This is a genomic window from Brachybacterium tyrofermentans (assembly GCF_014897585.1).
Classification (GTDB): Bacteria; Actinomycetota; Actinomycetes; order Actinomycetales; family Dermabacteraceae; genus Brachybacterium; species Brachybacterium tyrofermentans.
The window spans coordinates 21,654-40,568 of sequence record NZ_JABUXW010000031.1; the positions used below are offsets into that span (position 1 = coordinate 21,654).

Consider the following 18,915-nt stretch of genomic DNA (forward strand, 5'->3'; position numbering starts at 1 on the left):
TATGGCTCGACAACGCCCCTCGGCCGTCGTGCGCTCCCGCGCGACGCCCTACCTGTTCATCCTCCCGGCGTTCCTGGTGTACGCCGCGTTCTCGCTGTACCCGCTGGTCAGGGCAGCGCAGTTCTCCCTCTTCGAGTGGCCCGGCTTCGGGCCGTCCACCTTCGTGGGGCTGCAGAACTACATCGACCTGGCCTCGGACCCTGACTTCCGGGCGGCGATCGGGAACGCCCTGGTGCTGATCCTGTTCTACGCGGCGCTGCCGCTCGTGATCGGGCTGGTGCTCGCGGCGATCTTCCGCCGCGGGCAGGTGCGAGGAATGGGCTTCTTCCGCTCCGTGATCTTCCTGCCCCAGGTGATCGCCCTGGTGGTCGTCGCGGTCGCGTGGCGCAACATCTACGCACCGAACGGACCGCTGAACCAGGCGCTGCGGGCCGTGGGGCTGGACGAGCTGGCCCGCGGCTGGCTCGGGGACCCCGGAGCGGCGCTGCCCGCCGTCGGCTTCATCGGGACCTGGCTCGAGATGGGCCTGGTGATGCTGCTCCTGCTGGCCGGGATGAGCCGGATCCCCGACGACCTCTTCGAGGCCGCCCGCCTCGACGGGGCCGGCCCCGTGCAGGAGTTCTTCGCGATCACCCTGCCCTCGGTACGAGGGGAGATCGTGGTGGCCCTCGTGCTGACGATCATCGCCGCGCTGAAGACCTTCGACCTGGTCTACCTGACCACCTCGGGCGGGCCCGGCAACGCCACCACGGTGCCGAGCTACGAGGTGTACTACCGCGCGTTCCAGCTGCGTGAGGTCGGCTCCGCGAGCGCGGTCGCCATCGTGCTGACCCTGCTCGTGTTCGCGATCAACGTGCTCGTCACCCGGATCGGGGAGCGTGCCTCATGAGGGTCTCCTCCGCCGAGCGGACGATGAACTACGTGGTGCTGGGGGTCTTCGCCCTCTTCGCCCTGATCCCCATCCTCACCATCCTCGCCACCGCCGTCTCCCCGCAGAACGGGCAGGCTCCCGGCCTGCACCTGGCGAACTTCGTCGAGGCCTGGCAGGTGGGCGGCTTCGGGCGCTCGATGGGCAACTCGCTGATCGTCGCGGCGATCGTCGTGACCAGCGCCGTCGCACTGTCCGTGCTCGCGGGCTACGCCTTCGGGACCATGCGTTTCGCCGGCTCCACGGTCCTGTTCTATGTGTTCCTGCTGGGGCTGATGATCCCCACCGAGGCGACCGTCATCCCCCTGTTCTTCGACCTGCGCACGGTGGGGCTGACCGACACCTACGCCGCCATCGCCCTGCCGCAGATCGCGCAGTCCGTCGCCTTCGGCACCTTCTGGCTGCGGGCCCAGTTCCGCTCGATGCCGGTGAGCCTGCTCGAGGCCGCCGCGATCGACGGTGCCGGCCCGATGCGCACCCTGCTGCGGATCGTGGCCCCGGCCTCGGTGCCGGCTCTGACCACTCTCGTGGTGCTCGTGTTCATGTGGACCTGGAACGAGTTCCTCATCGCCCTGGTGATGGCACCGGGCGGCACGCTGCGCACCGCCCCGCTGGGCCTGGCGAACTTCCAGGGCCAGTACACCGCCGAGCTCGCCCTGCTCTCGGCCGGCGCCGTGATCGTCGCCCTGCCGATGGTGATCATGTTCCTGTTCCTGCAGCGCCACTTCATCCGCGGAATGCTCGAAGGAGCCGTCAAATGATGACCCCCGACCGCCCGGACCCGACGGACGCCCACACCCCGAACGCCCCGCCGCCCGACCCGCACGCCCCGTCGGCCGGCCCGGGTGCGGCGCCCCTCGATCCGAGCGCCGCGAGGCAGGGGCCGACGTCGTCGCCCCTCACGCCAGAGGCGGCCGCCGCCCTGGACGCGGCCGACGACTGGGACCCCCTGGCCGCGCAGCGCAGCCCGGAGGATCCTCCGCTGGACGTGCTGCTGTCCGGCACCGTGTTCTTCGACATCGTCTTCACCGGCCTGGAGAGGCAGCCGAGACCCGGCGAGGAGCTGTGGAGCAAGGGCATGGGCTCGAGCCCCGGCGGCATCGCGAACCTCGCCGTGGCCGCCGCCCGCCTGGGGCTGCGCACCGGCCTCGTCGCCGGCTTCGGGGACGACGCCTACGCCGACTGGATGTGGCACACCATGGCGCATGAGGAGGGCATCGACCTCTCGGCCTCGCGCCGCTTCCCCGACTTCCACTCCCCGCTGACCGCTTCGGTCGCGACCCAGGGCGACCGCGCGATGGTCACCCACGGGCACGAGCTGCCCGAGCCGCTGTCGATGCTGATCGCCGACGCCCCGGCGGCGCGGGCGGCCGTGGTGGATCTGGCGGGGGAGACCTCCTGGTGGGCGGATCTCGCCCGCCGCGGTTCGAAGATCTTCGCCGACATCGGCTTCGACGAGACCGGCCGCTGGGACCTCTCCGACCTCGCCCCGCTCGCGCACTGCCACGCGTTCACCCCCAACGCGCTGGAGGCCATGAGCTACACGCGCACCGACAGCCCCGATCGGGCCGTGCGGGCGCTCGCCGAGCGGGTCCCGCTCGCGGTGGTGACCGACGGCGCCGCCGGCTCCTACGCGATCGATGGCTCCACCGGCGAGGAGGCCTTCTGCCCGGCGGTCCCGGTCACCGCGACGGACACCACCGGCGCCGGGGACGTGTTCGCGGCCGCGCTGGTGCTGGGCACCCTCGCGGACTGGCCGCTCGCCGAACGCCTCAAGTTCGCCTCGCTGTGCTCCGCGCTCGCCGTCCAGCAGTTCGGCGGCTCCCTCGCCGCGCCCGGCTGGGGCGACATCACCGACTGGTGGCGCCACCTCAGCGACGCGGCCGACGGCGGTGATCTGCGCGCTGCCTACACCCGCGACGGGTACTGCTTCCTCGACGACGTCGTCCCGGACCACCAGGTGCAGGGCAGGCGCCGCGCCCAGGGCACCTTCGCTCTGCGCTCCGACGCCGGCAAGCACTGACCCGACCCGTCGGCCGCCCACCCCCGCCGGCCCGACATCGCCCACCCATCCCTGTCCTCCCGTCCACCCCACCCCGCACTTCGCCTCACAGCCCGTTCGCTCACCGACGACGACGCGCAGCCGCACCGCAGCGGCATGCCTCTGGAGAGAAGAGGAATGATGTTCGACCTCGCCCGCCCCCTGTCCCAGCCCGCCCCGCAGCCGGAGACGGCGCCGGGGAGCGTCAGCCGTCGACGACTCCTGCAGGGCTCCGCCGTGCTGGGCCTCGCCGTGGGCGCGACCGCGCTGGACCTCAACGCCCTGTCGCCCATGGAGCGGGCCCTCGCTGACGGCTCAGTGGATCTCGACATCCTGTACATCGGCGCCCACCCCGATGACGAGGCGTGGACCCTCGCCGCCTTCGGTCAGTGGAACGAGTTCGAGGATCAGAGGGCCGGCGTCATCACCCTCACCCGCGGGGAGGGCGGCGGCAACGCCGTGGGCCTCGAGGAGGGGCCCGCGCTGGGCCTCATCCGCGAGACCGAGGAGCGCACCGCGGTCGGCTACGCGGGTATCGAGCATGTCTTCAACCTCGACGCCGTCGACTTCTTCTACACCCTGTCCGCGCCGCTGACCTACGACGTGTGGGGCGGCGCCGAGGCCCTCAGCCGCGTGATCCGCGTGGTGCGCGCGACCCGGCCCGACGTCATCGTCACCATGAACCCCTCCGCCGTCGAGGGCAACCACGGCAACCACCAGCAGGCTGCGATGTTCGCCGTCGAGGCCTACCTGCTCGCCGGGCGGGACGATGTCTTCCCCGAGCACTTCGACGAGGGCCTGACGCCCTTCTCCCCGCGGCGCATCCTGCGCTCCGGCTCCAACGGCAGCTCCGACACGGGACCCGACGCCGTCGCCGCGGGCTACGAGCCCGACATCGCCAGCGACGTCGTCTTCGGCGCCTGGAACGGCACCGCATCCGATCGCCACGGCAAGCGCTGGAGCGCCGTGCGCGACGACTCCGTGCACAGCTACCGCACCCAGGGCTGGGCCGTGAACCCGCCCTCACCCACCGAACCCGCGAAGATCCCCGTCACCTGGTTCACCCTCATCGACTCCCGCACCCCATTCGCAGACCCCACCAGCGGAGACACCGCAGCGCTCGCCGGCGCCACGCTCCCGATCGACGGGGGCCTGCCGCTGGGCACCACGCTTGAGATCACCTCGGACCGCTTCGTAGCGCTGCCCGGAGAGGGCCTCGAGGTGACCGTCGCCGTCGGCTCGCCCGGGAAGGCCCTGCCCGGCGTCCAGGTCGAGCTCGAGGCTCCTGATGGCTGGAGCGTCGAGGGCGACACGCAGCTCGGCACCGTTCCCGCGAAGCAGCAGCGCAGCGCCACCTTCACCGTGACTGCCCCTGCCGGCACCGCCCCCGGCGAGCACGTGCTGTTGCGAGCGCGGGCCAGCTCCCGCGGAAGCACCGGCGAGAACGTGCTCCCGCTGCGCACCGCCGGGCCCGTGGAAGCAGGGATCGCGGATCGCCCCGAGATCGCCGCATTCCTGGACTGGACCGCGGAGCTCGGCATGCAGCGCCTCGACGCCCTGGTCCCGACGCGACGCACCCTGGGCTCCGGCCTCGCCGACACCGTCGAGGTCGTGGTGCGCAACCACTCCACCTCCGCGCAGGACGCCGAGATCACGCTCGAGCTCCCGGACGGCTTCACCGCAGATCCCCCCGAGCTCGTGGTCGACGCCGTCCCCGCCCAGGGGGAGACCCGCGTCGAGGTGCACCTCGAGAACACCGACGCCTCCCTGCCCACGGCGAACCGGGCCCCGGACGGCGGGGTGTACCCGGTGACCGTCACGGCGACGGCCGGCGGGATCGCCGCCCCGACCGCGCAGGGCCTCTGCCTGGTCCCCCGGCTGGTCGCCTCGCGCACCGCGGGCGTCGAGATCGATGCCGCCCGCGGGGCCGACGAATATCCGGGGGACAGCATCGATGTGGGCACCCTGTGGGAGGGCCAGGCGGTCGAAGCGGCCGACGCTTCGGGCACCACCTGGGTCACCTACGACGACGAGAACCTGTACGTGTTCGTGCAGGTCACCGACGATGTGCTCGGCACTCTGCTGCCCCCGGAGGACAACAAGCAGCGCTTCCGCACCGACTCGATCGAGATCATGATCGACCCGCGCGGCACCTCCGACAACACCGCCTCGACGTTCATCCTCGGCGCCCTGCCGGGCACTGCTGTCGACGGCGGCATCGGCGGCCCTGTGGCCGGGCGCGATCACGACAATCGCCAGGGCCCCATCGCGGACACCGCTCCCGGAGTGCGGATCGCCGCGGCGATCTCCGACCCCTACGACGGCTACCTGTTCGAGACCAGGATCCCGTTCGCCGAGCTGCCTGACGGCATCGACCCGACCAGCATCGGCTTCAACGTCGTCGTCTACGACTCCGACACCCAGGACAACACCGGCCAGTCCCGGATCGGCTGGTCGACCTACCCAGGCATCCAGGCCGATCCCTCACGCTGGGGCGTGCTCGAGCTGCCCGACCTCCCCGCCGGAGCGTCCGCCCCGGTGGAGCCACAGATCCCGGACACCGCGGCCCGCTCCGTGGAGTCCCCCGGTTCGATCCTGCAGGCCGCCGGGGACGGCACCGGCCTCGGCGGCGTGCCCGCCCTGCGGTCACGGACCCTGCGCCTGGAGAAGGTCACCCGCACGACGGGCGGCGTCTCCGCGCGGGTTCGCACCGGAGAGACGGGAACGCTGCGCCTGTACCTGTGGGACGGCTCGACGATCCTCGGAACGGTCGATGCCCAGGAGGTCGACAAGGGCATGACGACCACGGACGTGCCGCTGACGGGTGGGCCCGCGGAGGGGGCGTCCCTGCACCTGGTGGCGTCCTTCGAGAACGACGCGGGGACCGCGGCCGCGGCGACCACGGTCGAATGACGGCGGGGGCGGCGCGGTCAGCGCACCTCGCGCACGATGAGGCGCGCAGCGTCCTGGAGCTCAGGGGCGTCGATGCTCAGGGGATCGGTGCGGTTGCACGTGATGCCGTCTGATCCCCACGTCGCGACCAGGGTGATCGTGGGGTGGTAAGAGGACCACCACGAGATTCCGTCGAAAGAGCCCTCGTCGAAGAGAGTTGCCGCGAGCCGTTGGGTGCGTCGCTTGTGACGCTCGATCACGTCCGTGATCCGGCGGACACCCAGCGTGCGAAGCGTTTCTGGATCCGCGAGATCAGCGAGGCGCGCGGAGTCTGGGATCTCGTAGCAGCTCAGCGCACGGACGGCCTCGTCGTTGCTCGGCACGAGCAGCATCTCCGACGACCAGGCCGACAGGTGCCCGAAGGTCTCTGCTATTGCGCCGTCTGGAGTCGTCGAGAAATAGCGCATGGAGTAGAGGTCGGGGTTGTCCCACCGGCCGGCACCCTGTCCCGGCGGAACGTAGAGCGGGCCGTACGGTGCAGCGGGGTCGACGCCGTCGACCCAGGGGTGCACGCGGTACAGCAGCATCAGGCGTAGACACCCGTCTCGTCGCCGGTGATGGCGTCGAGGACCTCGGAGGTGCGTCCCTGGCGGACCATCTCCAGTGGGGTGGCGCCGTCGAGGAAGGCGTTGTGGCCGCTCAGCCAGTCGGGGATCACGGCCTCGTCCCAGACCATGCGGGCACGGGAGACGATGAACTCGAGGTCGGTGACGGCGCGGGCGGCGTCAGAGGACGGCTGGGTCTCTCCGTCCACCCATCGAGTGGTCTGGGAGCGGCTCACGCCGGCCCATGCCGCGAGCTTCGCCTGGCTGCCGAGGGCCCGGGAGGTGGAGCGGACCTTGAGCGTGAACAGCTCGCGGTCGGGCTGTACGGGATGGTCGATGGTGCTCATGGCACCACTATCCTCCCGCAACAAAAAAGTTGCAAGAGACGTCGGGATGATGGGGAGTTCTCCCCGGGGACCTCTGATCGGGGCAGTCCGCCCCATCGCGCTCCCGCCGGGGTCCACCTAGATTTCAGGTACTGGGTGCGGGTCCCGCAAGGGATACGAGGCCAGGGCACGGGATCGACTTGCCGCGTGAGTCGGCCGACGGTGGGGGCCGTCGGGTCGGCGCAGAGCGCAGCATCACCGGTCTCGTGCCCGCCCTCCATCAGGGGAAGGGGAGGGCAGGCGACCGGCCGTGAGGGGCGGCGGTCGCCGGGCCCCGCACCCGGCGAAGGCGGGATCCGGTGTGAGGCGCCGTGATCCCGCCTTCTGGCCGTCATCTCGCGCTCTGGCCGCCATTCCGCGTTCTGGCAGTCATCCCGCCTACTGGCCGTCCGGCTCAGCCCTCCTGGGCGAGATGCGCGAGGACCGCGGTGGCGGCGGCCTCGGTCCCCGTGCGCAGGGTGGGCTGCAGGTCGGGGGACCACAGGGGGCTGTGGTTCGGGTACGTCTCCCGGCCCTCGGCGTAGGCACCGCAACCCCAGTAGCAGTACGGGGAGCCGAAGGCGTCGGGCACGATCGAGAAGTCCTCCGAGGCGGTGGCCGGGCTCATCTCCTCCACCCGGTCCTCCCCGAACTGCTCCAGGAACCCGCGGCGCACCACCTCGGCGGCGTCGGCGTCGTTGTCCGTCAGCGGGTAGCGGTCGTACAGCTCGATCTCCGGGTCCTTCGGCGAGCGGGCAGCCTCGCACTCGGCGCGCACGATGCGTTCGGCGCCGTCGATCAGCTGATCCAGGATCTCCTCGCTGTACGCGCGGAAGTTCAGCAGCATCGTGGCGGTGTCCGGGATGATGTTCGCGCTCGAGCCGGCCTGCAGGGAGCCGACGGTGACCACACCGAAGTCCGACGGGGAGATCTCCCGGGACACGAGGGTCTGCAGCCGGGTGACGATCGCCGAGGCCAGCACCACGGGATCCACCCCGAGGTGCGGCATCGAGCCGTGGGAGCCGGCGCCGTGGACCACGATCCGGGCCGACGCGGCCGTGCTGAGCACGGGCCCGGAGGCGACCGCGACCTTCCCGGCCACTGGTGCGGTCAGCACATGCTGACCCAGGCACACGTCCGGTGTGGGCACCTTGTCGACGAGACCATCGGCCACCATCGACCGGGCACCGGCGGCCTTCTCCTCGCCGGGCTGGAACAGCGCGACGTACGTGCCCGACCAGCCGTCGCGATGCTCAGCGAGGAGCTTCGCGGCGCCGAGGCCTGCGGTGATGTGGAAGTCGTGGCCGCAAGCGTGCATCGTGGGCTGCTCGGCGCCGTCGGCGTCGGTCTGCGTGGCGGTCGAGGCGTAGTCCAGGCCCGAGGCCTCCTGGACCGGGAGTCCGTCCATGTCGGCCCGGAACAGCACGGTGCGACCGTCGCCGTTGCTCAGGACGCCCACCACGCCGCCGCCGATCTCCTGCACCTCGTAGCCGTACTCGGTGAGCTGCTCGGCGACGATCGCCCGGGTGCGCTCCTCGAGCATCGACAGCTCGGGGCGGCGGTGGAAGTCGAGGAACAGCTCCTCGGACCGTGACGTGTTCTCCTCCAGCGAGGTGACCATCTGTGGGCTCAGGACGGACATCTTGATCCTTTCGACGTGTGCTTCGGTCGGAGCGGGTCTCCGTCGTGACGACGGGGTCAGCCCGCGTCGTCGCGCCGGCGCGTGGCAGGGCCCCAGAAGGCGAGCTTCACCAGGGCTGCACCCACGGCCGCGAGGGCGAGGGCGCCGATCCCCATCCCCGCCAGAATGATCGCCTCGTAGAGGCCGAGACCGAGAAAGTCCATGAGGTCACCCGTTGTCCTTCCTGGCGTCCACGCCGACTGTCGGCTCCGCGGCAGGGCCGGAGGGGCCCGCGGGCACGGCGGACGCGCACCTGCAGCTCAACCTACCCGCGTCGGCGACGACTGTGACCTGGATGGGTGCAGAGAAGATCCGACCGGTCGGCGATGCCCCGCGCTGGAGCGGGGACGGGGTGGCGGGCGTCGGCCTCTGGAGGGCCTGCGGGCGGGCCTGCCCGCAGTTTCTGGACAGTGGTGTGATGTCGCCGACGTCCGACGGGAACTCGGGCCGACCCGCGTGATTGAAAGATAATCTACGGGTGAACCCTTGAGGGTGAAGAGACCCGTGGCCAGTGCCGACGCCGCGGTCCGCAGTTCGTGCATGTCGGCGATCTCCCCTGAAGGATGCTCATGCCTCTCGATCCCCGTGCCCCGCAGTCGCCGCCCGGCAGCCAGGGCTGGCCTTCCGCTCCGCAGTTCGGGCAGCCCCAGGAGCCCGGAACCCCGCCGGTCCTCCCGGGCGCGAACAGCATCCCCGGGCCGCACGGATTCCGTGAGCCGCAGCGCCCCCGCCCCGAACCAGGCAAGAACTACGCGGTCGCATGGGCGCTGTCCCTCTTCCTCGGGGTGTGGGGCGTGGACCGCTTCTACCTCGGGTACTGGAAGACGGGGCTGCTGAAGTTCCTCACGATGGGCGGCCTGTTCCTCTGGTACCTCATCGACCTCGTGCTCCTGCTGACCGGCACGGTGAAGGACGCCAAGGGGCGCCCTCTCCAGCAGTACGACACCGTCAAGTGGCCCTCCCGGGTCATCTCCGGCGTGGTCGCGGTGAGCTTCGTGGCCCTGGTGGGCATTGCCGGCTCGATCGATGCTCCCGCCCCGCCGGCTCCGGAGGCTGTGGCCGCCGAGGCGGCCGCGGAGGAGGAACAACAGGCATCCCCGGACGCGCCGACGGAGACGCCGACGCAGGCCGACGACGCCGCGTCGGCCGAACCCTCCGAGGAGCCGACCACCGAGGCCGCTCCGACGACGACCCCCGCCCCGGAGCCCACCACGCCGGAGCCGTCCCCGACGCCCGAGACCGTCGAGGCGGCTGACGGCACCGCGCTGGCGATGCTCGCCGGCCTCGACGAGAAGGGCCGCGCCCCGAAGACCGACTACGACCGCGACTCCTTCGGCTGGCGTAACGACGTGGATCGCAACGGCTGCGACACCCGCAACGACATCCTGCGGCGCGACCTGCATCAGATCAGCCTCAAGGGCGGCACCCAGGGCTGCGTCGTGCAGCTGGGAACTCTCGACTCCCCGTACAGCGGCGACACCGTGGACTTCGACCGCGCGAGCAGCATGATCGACATCGACCACGTCGTGGCCCTCTCGGATGCCTGGCAGACCGGCGCCGCCCAGTGGGATGAGGACACTCGCGTCGCCTTCGCCAACGACCCGCTGAACCTGCTCGCCGTTGAGTCGGGCCTGAACCGTCAGAAGGGCGACGGAGACGCCGCCACCTGGCTGCCGCCGAAGAAGGACTACCGCTGCGAGTACGTCTCCCGCCAGATCGCGGTGAAGGACAAGTACGAGCTGTGGGTCAAGCCCGCCGAGGCCGACGCCATGCGCGGTGTGCTGGCGAACTGCGACGGCTTCGCCGCGATCGAGGACGACGGGACCGTGCCGGCTGCCGGGGAGGGCGACGTGATCGCCACCCAGGAGGAGCCGGCACCCGCCCCGGAACCCGAGCCCGAGCCCGAGCCCGCACCTGAGCCGGCCCCCGAGCCGGTTCCGACGAAGCCCTCGACTGGCGGCTCCAGCTCCAGCGGGGACTCGTCCTCCAGCAAGGACTCGGGGTCGAGCTCCGGCGGAGGCTCCACCTACTACAAGAACTGCGATGCGGTCCGGGCCGCCGGCGCCGCCCCGATCCACGCCGGGGACCCCGGCTACAGCTCGAAGCTGGACCGTGATGGGGATGGCGTGGGCTGCGAGTAGAGCACTGTCCTGACCGGCGCTGTCCCACGATGACGAGGCCCCGGGAAGGATTCGCCCCCCTCCCGCGTTTTACCCACGACGCCACGTCCAGGGGAGGAACCCACACATGATCGGTATCGATCTGACCGGCCGAACAGCATTCGTCAGCGGCTCCACGCAGGGCATCGGCCTCGCCATCGCCCAGCGGCTCGCGGAGGCGGGTGCCCGCGTGGCCGTCAACGGCCGCACGGCCGACCGCGTCGCCGAGGGGATCGACTCGCTCATCGGCGCCGGGATACCGCGCGACCGATTGATCGACGCCCCCGGGGACGTCACCACCGATGAAGGCCTCGCCGTCGCGCTCGACGCGACCGGCGACGTGGACGTCCTGGTCAACAACCTCGGCATCTTCGGCGCCGCCTCGGCGCTGGAGATCACCGACGAAGAATGGCAGCGCTACTGGGACGTGAACGTCATGGCCTCGGTACGGCTGATCCGCGCCGTGCTGCCGCGCATGAAGGAGACCGGCTGGGGCCGGATCCTGAACATCGCCAGCGACTCCGCGATCGTCACCCCGGCGGAGATGATCCACTACGGCGTCTCCAAGACGGCGCTGCTGGCCGTCTCCCGTGGCTTCGCGAAGGATGCCGCCGGAACCGGGGTGACGGTGAACTCCGTGATCGCTGGCCCCACCTACACCGAGGGCGTGCAGGACTTCGTCTATCAGCTGGTGGATCCCGCGCTGCCGTGGGAGGAGGCGGAGGCCGAGTTCATGCGGCTGCACCGCCCGCAGTCCCTGATCCAGCGCCTGATACGCCCCGAGGAGATCGCGAACATGGTGGTCTACCTGTCCTCGCCGCTGGCGTCGGCCACCACCGGCGGGGCGCTGCGTGTGGACGGCGGGTACACGGACGCGATCCTGCCCTGAGAACCCGGCACGGCGCGGCCGACGGAAACCCGCAGGCCCGCTCAGCCGGTTCGGTCAGGCCCGTAGGCCGGTCTGCTCCTGCGGTGCGCGCGGCCCCGCGTGCACCGCGCGCGGGATCCCCAGCGCGGAGGTGACGGCCGCCGCGACGGTGAAGGGGATCATGCCCAGCGCGAGCATGGCCGTGCCGGTCCCGCCGTCAAATGAGAGCACATCGTGGGTGAGGACCAGCTGGGCTCCGGTCTGGAACGCGGCGTGGAAGCCGACGGACATCCAGATCGAGCCCGTGATCAGGCGGAGCCAGCCGAACCAGATCCCCATCACGAGGAACAGGGAGAGATCGACCGGGTTCCAGCTCTGCCGCTGGATCGCCCCGAACAGCGTGAACAGCACCGCCTGGGCGATGATGACACACCATCCACGGGCGACCGTTCCGAGGGCGTGCATGACATAGCCGCGGAACACCGCTTCCTCAGGGACGGCCTCGGCGACCAGCACCGCGAGGAGGAGCAGGAGCACGGTCCGAGCCAGATCGGGCCCCGGCCCGGTGGCGGTGAGCGGGGCGCCGAGCAGCCCGAGCACGCTGAACGTCGCCGCAGCCGGGACGGTCCACAGCAGCGCACCCCACACGGCGAGCCGCCATCCGGTGCGCGGACTCGTCAGCCCGGCATCACGCATCCGCCGACCCTCCGCGCCGCGGACCAGGCACAGGATCACGGCGATCGTCAGGGCGCTCAGAGCGAATCCGGCGGCGATCCGGAGCGTGAGCGTCGTCGGGTCCGAGAGGTCGCGTGCCTCGGGCAGCAGTGCGGGTAGGGCGGCCAGTCCCGCGCCGAGGGGGAGCAGCGCGAGGGTGATCCGCCACGCGGCCGAGGCCAGCACCCGGGGCCGCGGGGCGCTGGACTCGTGGATCTGTTCCACGGGAGCGGTCACCTTCCGATCGTGACGAGCTCTGGTGGGGCGGCTCGCCGCGGTGCGACCGATCCAGCACCGCAGAAACGCTGACGATCCTACCGATCGCCCAGGTCCCCGCACTTCCTCCGGAGGGAGGAACCAGGGCACCATGTATGGACTGCCACGACATGGCGAGCGAGGAGACACCAGGTCGGACCGCCTCTTGACGATCGATGACCTGCTCGCGCGGGAGCACCTTCTCCCTGGAGGATGCGCGCCTGGTACCAACGGGGGAGGCGAGCGCTGCGCTGGTCTACCGGGCCACCGCCTTCCGGGGCGGACAGTCCCGTCGGCCTCACCGCCGGAGCATCACCAGCACGGCGTCGACCAGCTCGGAAGACTGCCCGTCATGACCGGTCGCGGGGCGGCTGCGCTCGTCCGCCGTCACGACCGTCCACTGGTCCGAAGCCAGGTCGAGCTCGGCGGCATCCTCGCGGGCGGTCACAATGTTCGGTCGCCGGTGGGAGGACCCGGCCGGGCCCTGAGCATGGGAGATGACCACCAGGCGCCCTCCGGGCTGCACGGCCGACGCCGCTGCGCGGAGGATCGCTGCGCGGTCGAGCGCGACGTTCGACTGGAAGAACGACGCGGTCACCAGGTCCACCGACTCCGGCTCGGGCAGCCAGGTGCTGAGGTCCGTCGCGGTGAAGGTGGCACCGTCGAGCCCGCGCGCGTCGGCCTCGGCGCGGGCGCGGCCCACCGCAGTGGAGGAGATGTCCAGGCCGTGCGCCTGCCAGCCATAGCACGTCCCCGCCCTCGCCGCAGCCCAGATCGATCACGGAGCCGGGCGTGAGCTCACGGACCACTGCGGCCATCGTGGCGTTGACCTGGCCGGACCAGACCCGCTCGGTGTCGCCATATCGCTTCTCCCAGTACTCGGTGGGGGAGAGGTGGGCGTTGGGGTCTGCGGGGGCGTCGTCGTGATGGTGAGTCGTGCCGTGGTGGTGGGGTGCTGTCATGGGGCGAGCCTGGCAGATGCCGCGGTGCAGCGGAGATGCTCTTGCCGACTGCGCACGCGTGAGCCGGACGATCTTGCCGGGGACGCCGCTTTGGGCGCCCCGAAGGGACACCCGCGATGCGGAACACACCTCTGACCTGCCCTGAGAAGGTGACACCGCGGCTCCAGAGTCCTCCAACAGGGTCGTCACTCACCTGCGCGCCGCCCTGATCACCGTAGTGGTGCTCGGGAACTGGACGATCATCGCGGTCGGCTCCGATGGCGGCATCCTGCCCCACGGCGTTCTCGACGACGTCGTGGACGCCCTCAGCATCGTCACCGACCAGCCGCTGCTCGGCTAACCGAACTATCTGCTGGTGTGGGCGATGTTCCACCAAGTCGGGGACGCCTGGCTCGATGGCCGGCTCGCAGGGCCCTGGCGGCGCCTGCTGCTTGCTGCGATCGGAATAGTGGGCCTGCTATTGCTCGTGTTGGTGGGTCCGTGCCCGGTCTCGATGGTCACCGCTGCTGCCGACGAGCTCTCAGAATCAAGACCCCCCGCATCACAATGGCGTTCCTCGGCAAACTGCAGTCCGGGCTGGTGCTATTGCTCGAGAAGCCGCTCATGGCGCTGCTGCGCAAGCCCGGTGCGTGGTTCGTTACCATGCTGGTCTATCAGCGGATCATGACCTGTTTCCTGTGGCACCTCACCGTGAAGGTGGCTCGCTCACCTGCTGCTCGCGCCCGACGCTCGGGCGCTGTTTCCCGAGCCGCTGAGCGGGGCGTGGTGGGCGACCAGGCCGCTGTGGGCGCTGGTGCTCCTCGCGCTCACAGGGGTGAGGGTGCTGGTTATATGGCGGTACGAGGGGTTGCGGGGCGACGAACGAAGGGTGCCACCGCGATCCTTGCTGCCGTTACCGTGATCGCCGGGCTTGGGGTTATGGCGAACGCCGGCGGGGTGGGGAAGAGTGGCGTGACCAGGTGGTGGCCACTGCTGCCGGTGTTGGGGATGTGGGTGTTGAGAGGGGTGCGGGTGGCCCCTAGAGCAACTTGAAGGCCACCGATCTCCGGCTGTATCACCGATTGCGGCCAAGGCGCTTGGCGCCGGCGATTCCGTGCGACACTGATTACATCATGACTACCATCGTTGACTGGTTCGGATACCTCGCTAGTGACACTTCAGAAGCCGCCACGCAGGCCAGGCGCGACGAGTGGTGTCCCTTCATAAATGCGCCTTGTGTGAAGGACTTCGTCGATGGCGGAAAAAGCGGTGTATGCACACTAAAGCAGAGCACTCGGTCCCCGGTTGTTTGCTGCCCCAACCGACTCTACGGGGATGACTGGGAGATCCTTCGTTACGTTTCAAGCAAAGCGTTCGATGATGATTACGATCTCGTACCGGGCCGGCAGGCACGCTTGCGGGCTGCAGAAATTGGGGACTCGGTCGTAGGGGTTTTCGGCAAGTCCTGGGGAGGAGAGCTGCACTTGCCCCAGCGCGGCGGAAAGGGCTCATATTTTGTCGATTACATTCTCGCCAGAATATCCCCGCGCGGAGATTTGGAAAGTTTTGTAGCAGTCGAAGTTCAGAGTATTGACACTACCGGCAATTATCAGAACCGCGTACGAGAGCTCAGGGGCGAGCCGCAAACTGGATCGAAAGTATCTGCCGGATTTAATTGGGAAAACGTAAGCAAGAGAATCCTTCCCCAGTTGATCTATAAGGGGAACGTGCTTGAGCAGGAGGCGAAGTGTCGGGCGGGACTATTTTTCATCACGCCGAAGCCGGTGTATGAGCGGATCATGGATCGGCTTATTGGGGAGGGGATGCCGCTACCCCCCTACCCGCCGGGCGGTAATACAATCTCATTCGCCTCGTTCGATCCGGACTGGGAGCGAGCGACAGTCGGCGAGCCCGCTCCCTTGCGGCTGACGCACGAACTGACCACTACTGTTTCGCAGGTGGCTCACAACTTTACGGGGGTGGGAAATCTACCGCCAGCCGGATCCTACGAGCGCGCCATCACATCGGTCCTCGCGTGAACTGTCGGCCTGCCGCAGTACGATGGGGCGCATGCGATACGTGAGCCTCTTCAGTGGCGGTGGCGGCCTAGACCTGGGCTTCGAACGCGCGGGGTTCGAGCCGGCAGTCTGCCTCGACAACGACCCTGTCGCGTGCGAAACGCTGCGGCACAACCGTCCCGGATGGAACGTAGTGTGCGCCGACATCCGAGAATTTGACGCGACGAAGTACGCGGGGGCAGAGCTCGTGGTAGGTGGGCCACCATGTCAGGGATTTTCTACTGCCGGTAAAGGTAATCCTGATGACCCTCGAAATTTCCTCTGGAAAGAGTACTTTCGCGTCGTTAACGAGGTGCAGCCGCAGGCCGTCGTTCTCGAAAATGTCTCGGCACTGAGTCACAAGCACAATGGTGACCATCTAACTGGTATTATGAGAGCGCTTGAGGAGCAGGGATTCAACTTCTCTCTGGGTGTCCTTAATGCTGCTGAATTCGGCGTCCCCCAAAGTCGTCGGAGGTTGATTGTTGTCGGCGTTAGAGATGGGCTCGCAAAACTTCCAACCCCAAAGCCTGCCCAGCGACTCAGGAATGTTAATGATGCAATTCTCGACCTCGCCTCAATGCCTGACACCCCTTCATTCAATCATGTAGCCAATATGCACGCTGACCATGTTGTAAAGAGGTGGTCCCTACTCGAGCCGGGCCAGACGGACCCCAATTATCGGCGAGGGAGGCTCGATGGCAACAGGCCGTCAGTCACAATTCGTGCTGGCGGGGGCTATGGCCCGAAGGGCAACCATTTGGGTGGCTTCCATCCCCCAATTCATCCGACCCTTCCGCGCCAGCTGACCGTCCGTGAAGCCGCGCGGCTGCAGACCTTTCCGGACTCATGGTTCTTTTGCGGGCCCAAGACAATCCAGGGCCGACAGGTTGGCAATGCCGTGCCAGTTGAACTTGCAGCCGCGATCGCGGACACCGTCAGGGGCCTTATCGTCGACGCACCTGACGCACGAGCTGTGGGGGAAGCTGCGTCCTGAATTGGACTGCTCCATTGGGTCGGTTCCTCCCGGCTGGGCCTCCTCTTGGACTTAAACAGCAGCGGCATCAAACCTGGGCCGGTTCAGCAGAGCTCCGTGGCCGGGGCTTGGGGAGGGAGATGCGAGATACCGCGCTCCACCTCTGCTTCGAGGGGTTCGAAGCCGCCGAGGCGAGCAGTGAAGCCTTCCTGGACAACGTCGGGTCGAACTGCGTCTCGCAGGCCCTCGGGTATGAACGCAACGGCACGACCTGGGCCACCCGCCGGGGGCAACCAGAACAGATGCAGCGTTGGCGCATCACACGAGAGAAATGGCTTCCGGCGAGACGCGACGACATCAGGATGACGGGAGTCGACGCCTGTAAACAGGCTCTGTCTCAGAGGCCCTTATTCGTGGCCCGAGCGGTCAGGATGATGAGGTCGGAATCGACCGGAGGCTTGCCTGTCGAGCAGGCGGCACCAGGGTCTGGTGCCGTTCACGGAGGAGTGACCGTTGCGGGCAGGGGCACTGCGGCAGGCAGCGAATCTCAGCTCAGGTACGCCTCGGCGAGCAGCTCGGCGGACCGCAGCCGCTGCTCCACGCGCGGTCCCTGGTGGGCGATGATGAGTTCGTCGGCGCCGGTCTGCTCGGCGAACTCGGTGACCTTGTCCCGGACCACGCCGGGGGTGCCGACGGCGCTGTAGGTCGCCATCTGGTGCAGGTGCGAGGCCTGGGGTGCGGCGAGCAGCTCATCGGCCTGCTCGTCGGTGTATTCGGTGCCCGGTTGCAGCAGCAGCGCCACCCGGCTGCGCATCATCTCGTGCTGCTGGCGTTCGGCATCGGCCTGGTCGTCAGCGGCGATGACGTTGAAACCGGCGATCACATGAGGCGCCTCCAGCTGCTCAGACGGCTGGAACTCGCGGCGGTACAGCGCGATCGCCTCGTGCAGGGCGCCGGGGGAGAAGTGCGAGGCGAAAGCGTAGGGCAGGCCGAGGGTGGCGGCCAGGCCGGCGCCGAACAGCGAGGAGCCGAGGATGTACAGCGGGACGTCGGTGCCCTTGCCGGGATAGGCGTTCACGCCCGGGATCCGGGACTGTCCTTGCAGGTAGGCCTGCAGCTCCATTACGTCCTCGGGGAAGGTGTCGGCCTTGGCACCGCTGCGGCGCAGTGCGCGCATCGTGTTCTGGTCGGTGCCCGGCGCCCGGCCCAGCCCCAGGTCGATCCGCCCCGGGTGGAGCGTCTCGAGGGTGCCGAACTGCTCGGCGATCACCAGCGGGGCGTGGTTGGGCAGCATGATTGATTCACCCCGGGGATGATGGAGGGACTGAAGCCACGGAAAGGACTTCACCCTCATGGCCGCACCACGTAAGTATCCCGACGAGCTCCGAGAGCGAGCGATCCGGATGGTCTTGGACCTCCTCGAGGAGGATCCCGGCTCCCAGCGGGGAGTGTTTCGCCGGGTCGGTGACCAGCTCGGCGTGAACCCCGAGACCCTGCGCGGCTGGGTCCGTCAGTCCCAGATCGATGCCGGCTCCCGCCCGGGCACCACCACCGACGATGCGCAGAAGCTCGTCGAGCTCGAGAAGGAAGTGCGCGAGCTTCGGCGCGCGAACGCGATCTTGAGGTCTGCGTCGGCTTTCTTCGCGGCGGAGCTCGACCGCCCCTCCAGGTGACCTGCTCGTTCATCGACGAGCACAAGGAAGAGTTCGGAGTCGAGCCGATCTGCACGACCCTGCGAGAAGCAGGCGTCCAGATCGCTCCGAGCACCTACTACGCTCGCCAGCAGCGCGAGCCGTCTGCCCGGGCACGCCGGGACGAGGTCCTCAAGGAGGAGATCGCGCAGGTTCACCACGACAACCTCCGCGTGTTCGGCGCGAGGAAGATGCACATCGTGTTCAACCGTGAAGAAGATCGCCTCGGGCGCGGGCACGTCGCGCGCTGCACGACCGAGCGCCTGATGCGCGACCTCGGTCTCCACGGGATCCGCCGGAAGAAGGCACCGAACACGACGAGATCCGCGCCGAGGGAGGATTGCCCGGCAGATCTGGTGGACCGCCATTTCAGCGCGTTCGCGCCGAACCAGCTGTGGGTCGCGGACATCACCTACGTCCACACGTTCTCCGGATGGGTCTACGTCGCGTTCGTGATCGACGTGTTCAACCGGGAGATCGTGGGCTGGCGAGCGTCTCGCTCGCTACATACCGAGCTCGCTCTAGATGCCTTGAACATGGCGATCTACCTGCGCAGACGCGAGGGGGCAGACCTCAGTGGGCTCGTGCATCACTCCGACCGAGGAGTCCAGTATCGGGCGATCCGCTACGGGCAGGTCCTGGCCGAGCAAGAAGCGGTCGCCTCGGTCGGCTCACGCGGCGATTCCTATGACTGTCAGTCTCTATCTACCCGATCCCGCGAGGATGGGGTAGTCCCGGCCGA

The 18,915-nt window shown here is 69.0% G+C and carries 16 protein-coding genes, 1 pseudogene and 1 other annotated feature; of the genes and pseudogenes, 10 read left to right on the forward strand and 7 right to left on the reverse strand.

Translation table 11 applies throughout. The features are described from left to right. Window position 1: 1 nt before the first annotated feature. The 4 genes from INT49_RS17860 (at window position 2) to INT49_RS17875 (ending at window position 5,882) form a co-directional block, all read left to right on the forward strand. Window positions 2-889 carry a carbohydrate ABC transporter permease gene (locus INT49_RS17860; RefSeq protein WP_193119102.1) on the forward strand — a complete coding sequence of 296 codons (888 nt, stop codon included), beginning with the start codon at window positions 2-4 and terminating at the stop codon, window positions 887-889. Then, window positions 886-1,689, forward strand: a complete 804-nt coding sequence (locus INT49_RS17865) for a carbohydrate ABC transporter permease (protein WP_193119103.1) — start codon at window positions 886-888, stop codon at window positions 1,687-1,689. Before INT49_RS17860 ends, INT49_RS17865 begins: the two co-directional genes overlap by 4 nt. Beyond that, window positions 1,686-2,951, forward strand: a complete 1,266-nt coding sequence (locus tag INT49_RS17870; RefSeq protein WP_404801958.1) for a PfkB family carbohydrate kinase — start codon at window positions 1,686-1,688, stop codon at window positions 2,949-2,951. Before INT49_RS17865 ends, INT49_RS17870 begins: the two co-directional genes overlap by 4 nt. 156 nt (window positions 2,952-3,107) lie before the next feature. Then, window positions 3,108-5,882: a sugar-binding protein gene (locus tag INT49_RS17875; RefSeq protein ID WP_193119104.1), complete on the forward strand. Its 2,775-nt coding sequence runs from the start codon at window positions 3,108-3,110 to the stop codon at window positions 5,880-5,882. Window positions 5,883-5,899: 17 nt separating this feature from the next. On the opposite strand, the gene INT49_RS17880 is transcribed toward INT49_RS17875, so the two are convergent. From INT49_RS17880 to INT49_RS17895, 4 genes are all read right to left on the reverse strand, one after another. After that, the gene (locus tag INT49_RS17880; RefSeq protein ID WP_193119105.1) at window positions 5,900-6,448 is read right to left on the reverse strand and encodes an RES family NAD+ phosphorylase; all 549 of its coding nucleotides are present in this window, start codon (window positions 6,446-6,448) and stop codon (window positions 5,900-5,902) included. Further along, window positions 6,448-6,813 carry a hypothetical protein gene (locus INT49_RS17885; protein WP_193119106.1) on the reverse strand — a complete coding sequence of 122 codons (366 nt, stop codon included), beginning with the start codon at window positions 6,811-6,813 and terminating at the stop codon, window positions 6,448-6,450. The genes INT49_RS17880 and INT49_RS17885 overlap by 1 nt, the downstream gene beginning before the upstream one ends. Window positions 6,814-7,246: 433 nt before the next feature. Continuing rightward, complete coding sequence (locus INT49_RS17890) at window positions 7,247-8,473, reverse strand: amidohydrolase (protein WP_193119107.1); 1,227 nt, start codon at window positions 8,471-8,473, stop codon at window positions 7,247-7,249. A 56-nt stretch (window positions 8,474-8,529) separates the two neighbouring features. Next, window positions 8,530-8,676, reverse strand: coding sequence for a hypothetical protein (locus INT49_RS17895; protein ID WP_193119108.1), 147 nt, complete (start codon window positions 8,674-8,676; stop codon window positions 8,530-8,532). Window positions 8,677-9,081: 405 nt separating this feature from the next. Between INT49_RS17895 and INT49_RS17900 the strand changes: the two genes are divergently transcribed. Together INT49_RS17900 and INT49_RS17905 are read left to right on the forward strand one after the other, a co-directional pair. Next, window positions 9,082-10,653 (forward strand): GmrSD restriction endonuclease domain-containing protein, encoded by a 1,572-nt coding sequence (locus INT49_RS17900; protein WP_193119109.1) that lies wholly within the window; start codon window positions 9,082-9,084, stop codon window positions 10,651-10,653. A gap of 109 nt (window positions 10,654-10,762) precedes the next feature. Next, window positions 10,763-11,560 carry an SDR family NAD(P)-dependent oxidoreductase gene (locus INT49_RS17905; RefSeq protein WP_193119118.1) on the forward strand — a complete coding sequence of 266 codons (798 nt, stop codon included), beginning with the start codon at window positions 10,763-10,765 and terminating at the stop codon, window positions 11,558-11,560. 54 nt (window positions 11,561-11,614) lie between these two features. Here the strand turns inward: INT49_RS17905 and INT49_RS17910 are convergent, their stop codons facing one another. After that, window positions 11,615-12,490: a CPBP family intramembrane glutamic endopeptidase gene (locus tag INT49_RS17910; RefSeq protein ID WP_193119110.1), complete on the reverse strand. Its 876-nt coding sequence runs from the start codon at window positions 12,488-12,490 to the stop codon at window positions 11,615-11,617. Window positions 12,491-12,806: 316 nt separating this feature from the next. Beyond that, window positions 12,807-13,211: a hypothetical protein gene (locus INT49_RS21305; protein ID WP_319021691.1), complete on the reverse strand. Its 405-nt coding sequence runs from the start codon at window positions 13,209-13,211 to the stop codon at window positions 12,807-12,809. Window positions 13,212-14,582: 1,371 nt separating this feature from the next. On the opposite strand from INT49_RS21305, the gene INT49_RS17925 reads away from it, so the two are divergent. Together INT49_RS17925 and INT49_RS17930 are read left to right on the forward strand one after the other, a co-directional pair. Next, a complete protein-coding gene (locus tag INT49_RS17925) occupies window positions 14,583-15,488 on the forward strand; it encodes a NotI family restriction endonuclease (RefSeq protein WP_193119111.1) in 906 nt (301 codons plus the stop codon). A 31-nt stretch (window positions 15,489-15,519) separates the two neighbouring features. Beyond that, on the forward strand, window positions 15,520-16,503 hold the full coding sequence (locus INT49_RS17930; protein WP_193119112.1) for a DNA cytosine methyltransferase: 984 nt from the start codon (window positions 15,520-15,522) through the stop codon (window positions 16,501-16,503). A gap of 526 nt (window positions 16,504-17,029) precedes the next feature. Here the strand turns inward: INT49_RS17930 and INT49_RS17935 are convergent. Then, window positions 17,030-17,779 (reverse strand): annotated as a pseudogene (locus tag INT49_RS17935) (MsnO8 family LLM class oxidoreductase); the annotation flags it as partial. Between the two features lie 55 nt (window positions 17,780-17,834). Between INT49_RS17935 and INT49_RS17940 the strand changes: the two are divergent. Both INT49_RS17940 and INT49_RS17945 read left to right on the forward strand, forming a co-directional pair. Next, on the forward strand, window positions 17,835-18,155 hold the full coding sequence (locus tag INT49_RS17940) for a transposase (RefSeq protein WP_193119113.1): 321 nt from the start codon (window positions 17,835-17,837) through the stop codon (window positions 18,153-18,155). Beyond that, window positions 18,116-18,244, forward strand: a sequence feature (AL1L pseudoknot). (Overlaps the previous gene by 40 nt.) Then, the coding region (locus INT49_RS17945) for an IS3 family transposase (protein WP_193119114.1) at window positions 18,152-18,915 on the forward strand (764 nt) is incomplete at its 3' end. It overlaps the preceding feature by 93 nt. The genes INT49_RS17940 and INT49_RS17945, both read left to right, overlap by 4 nt.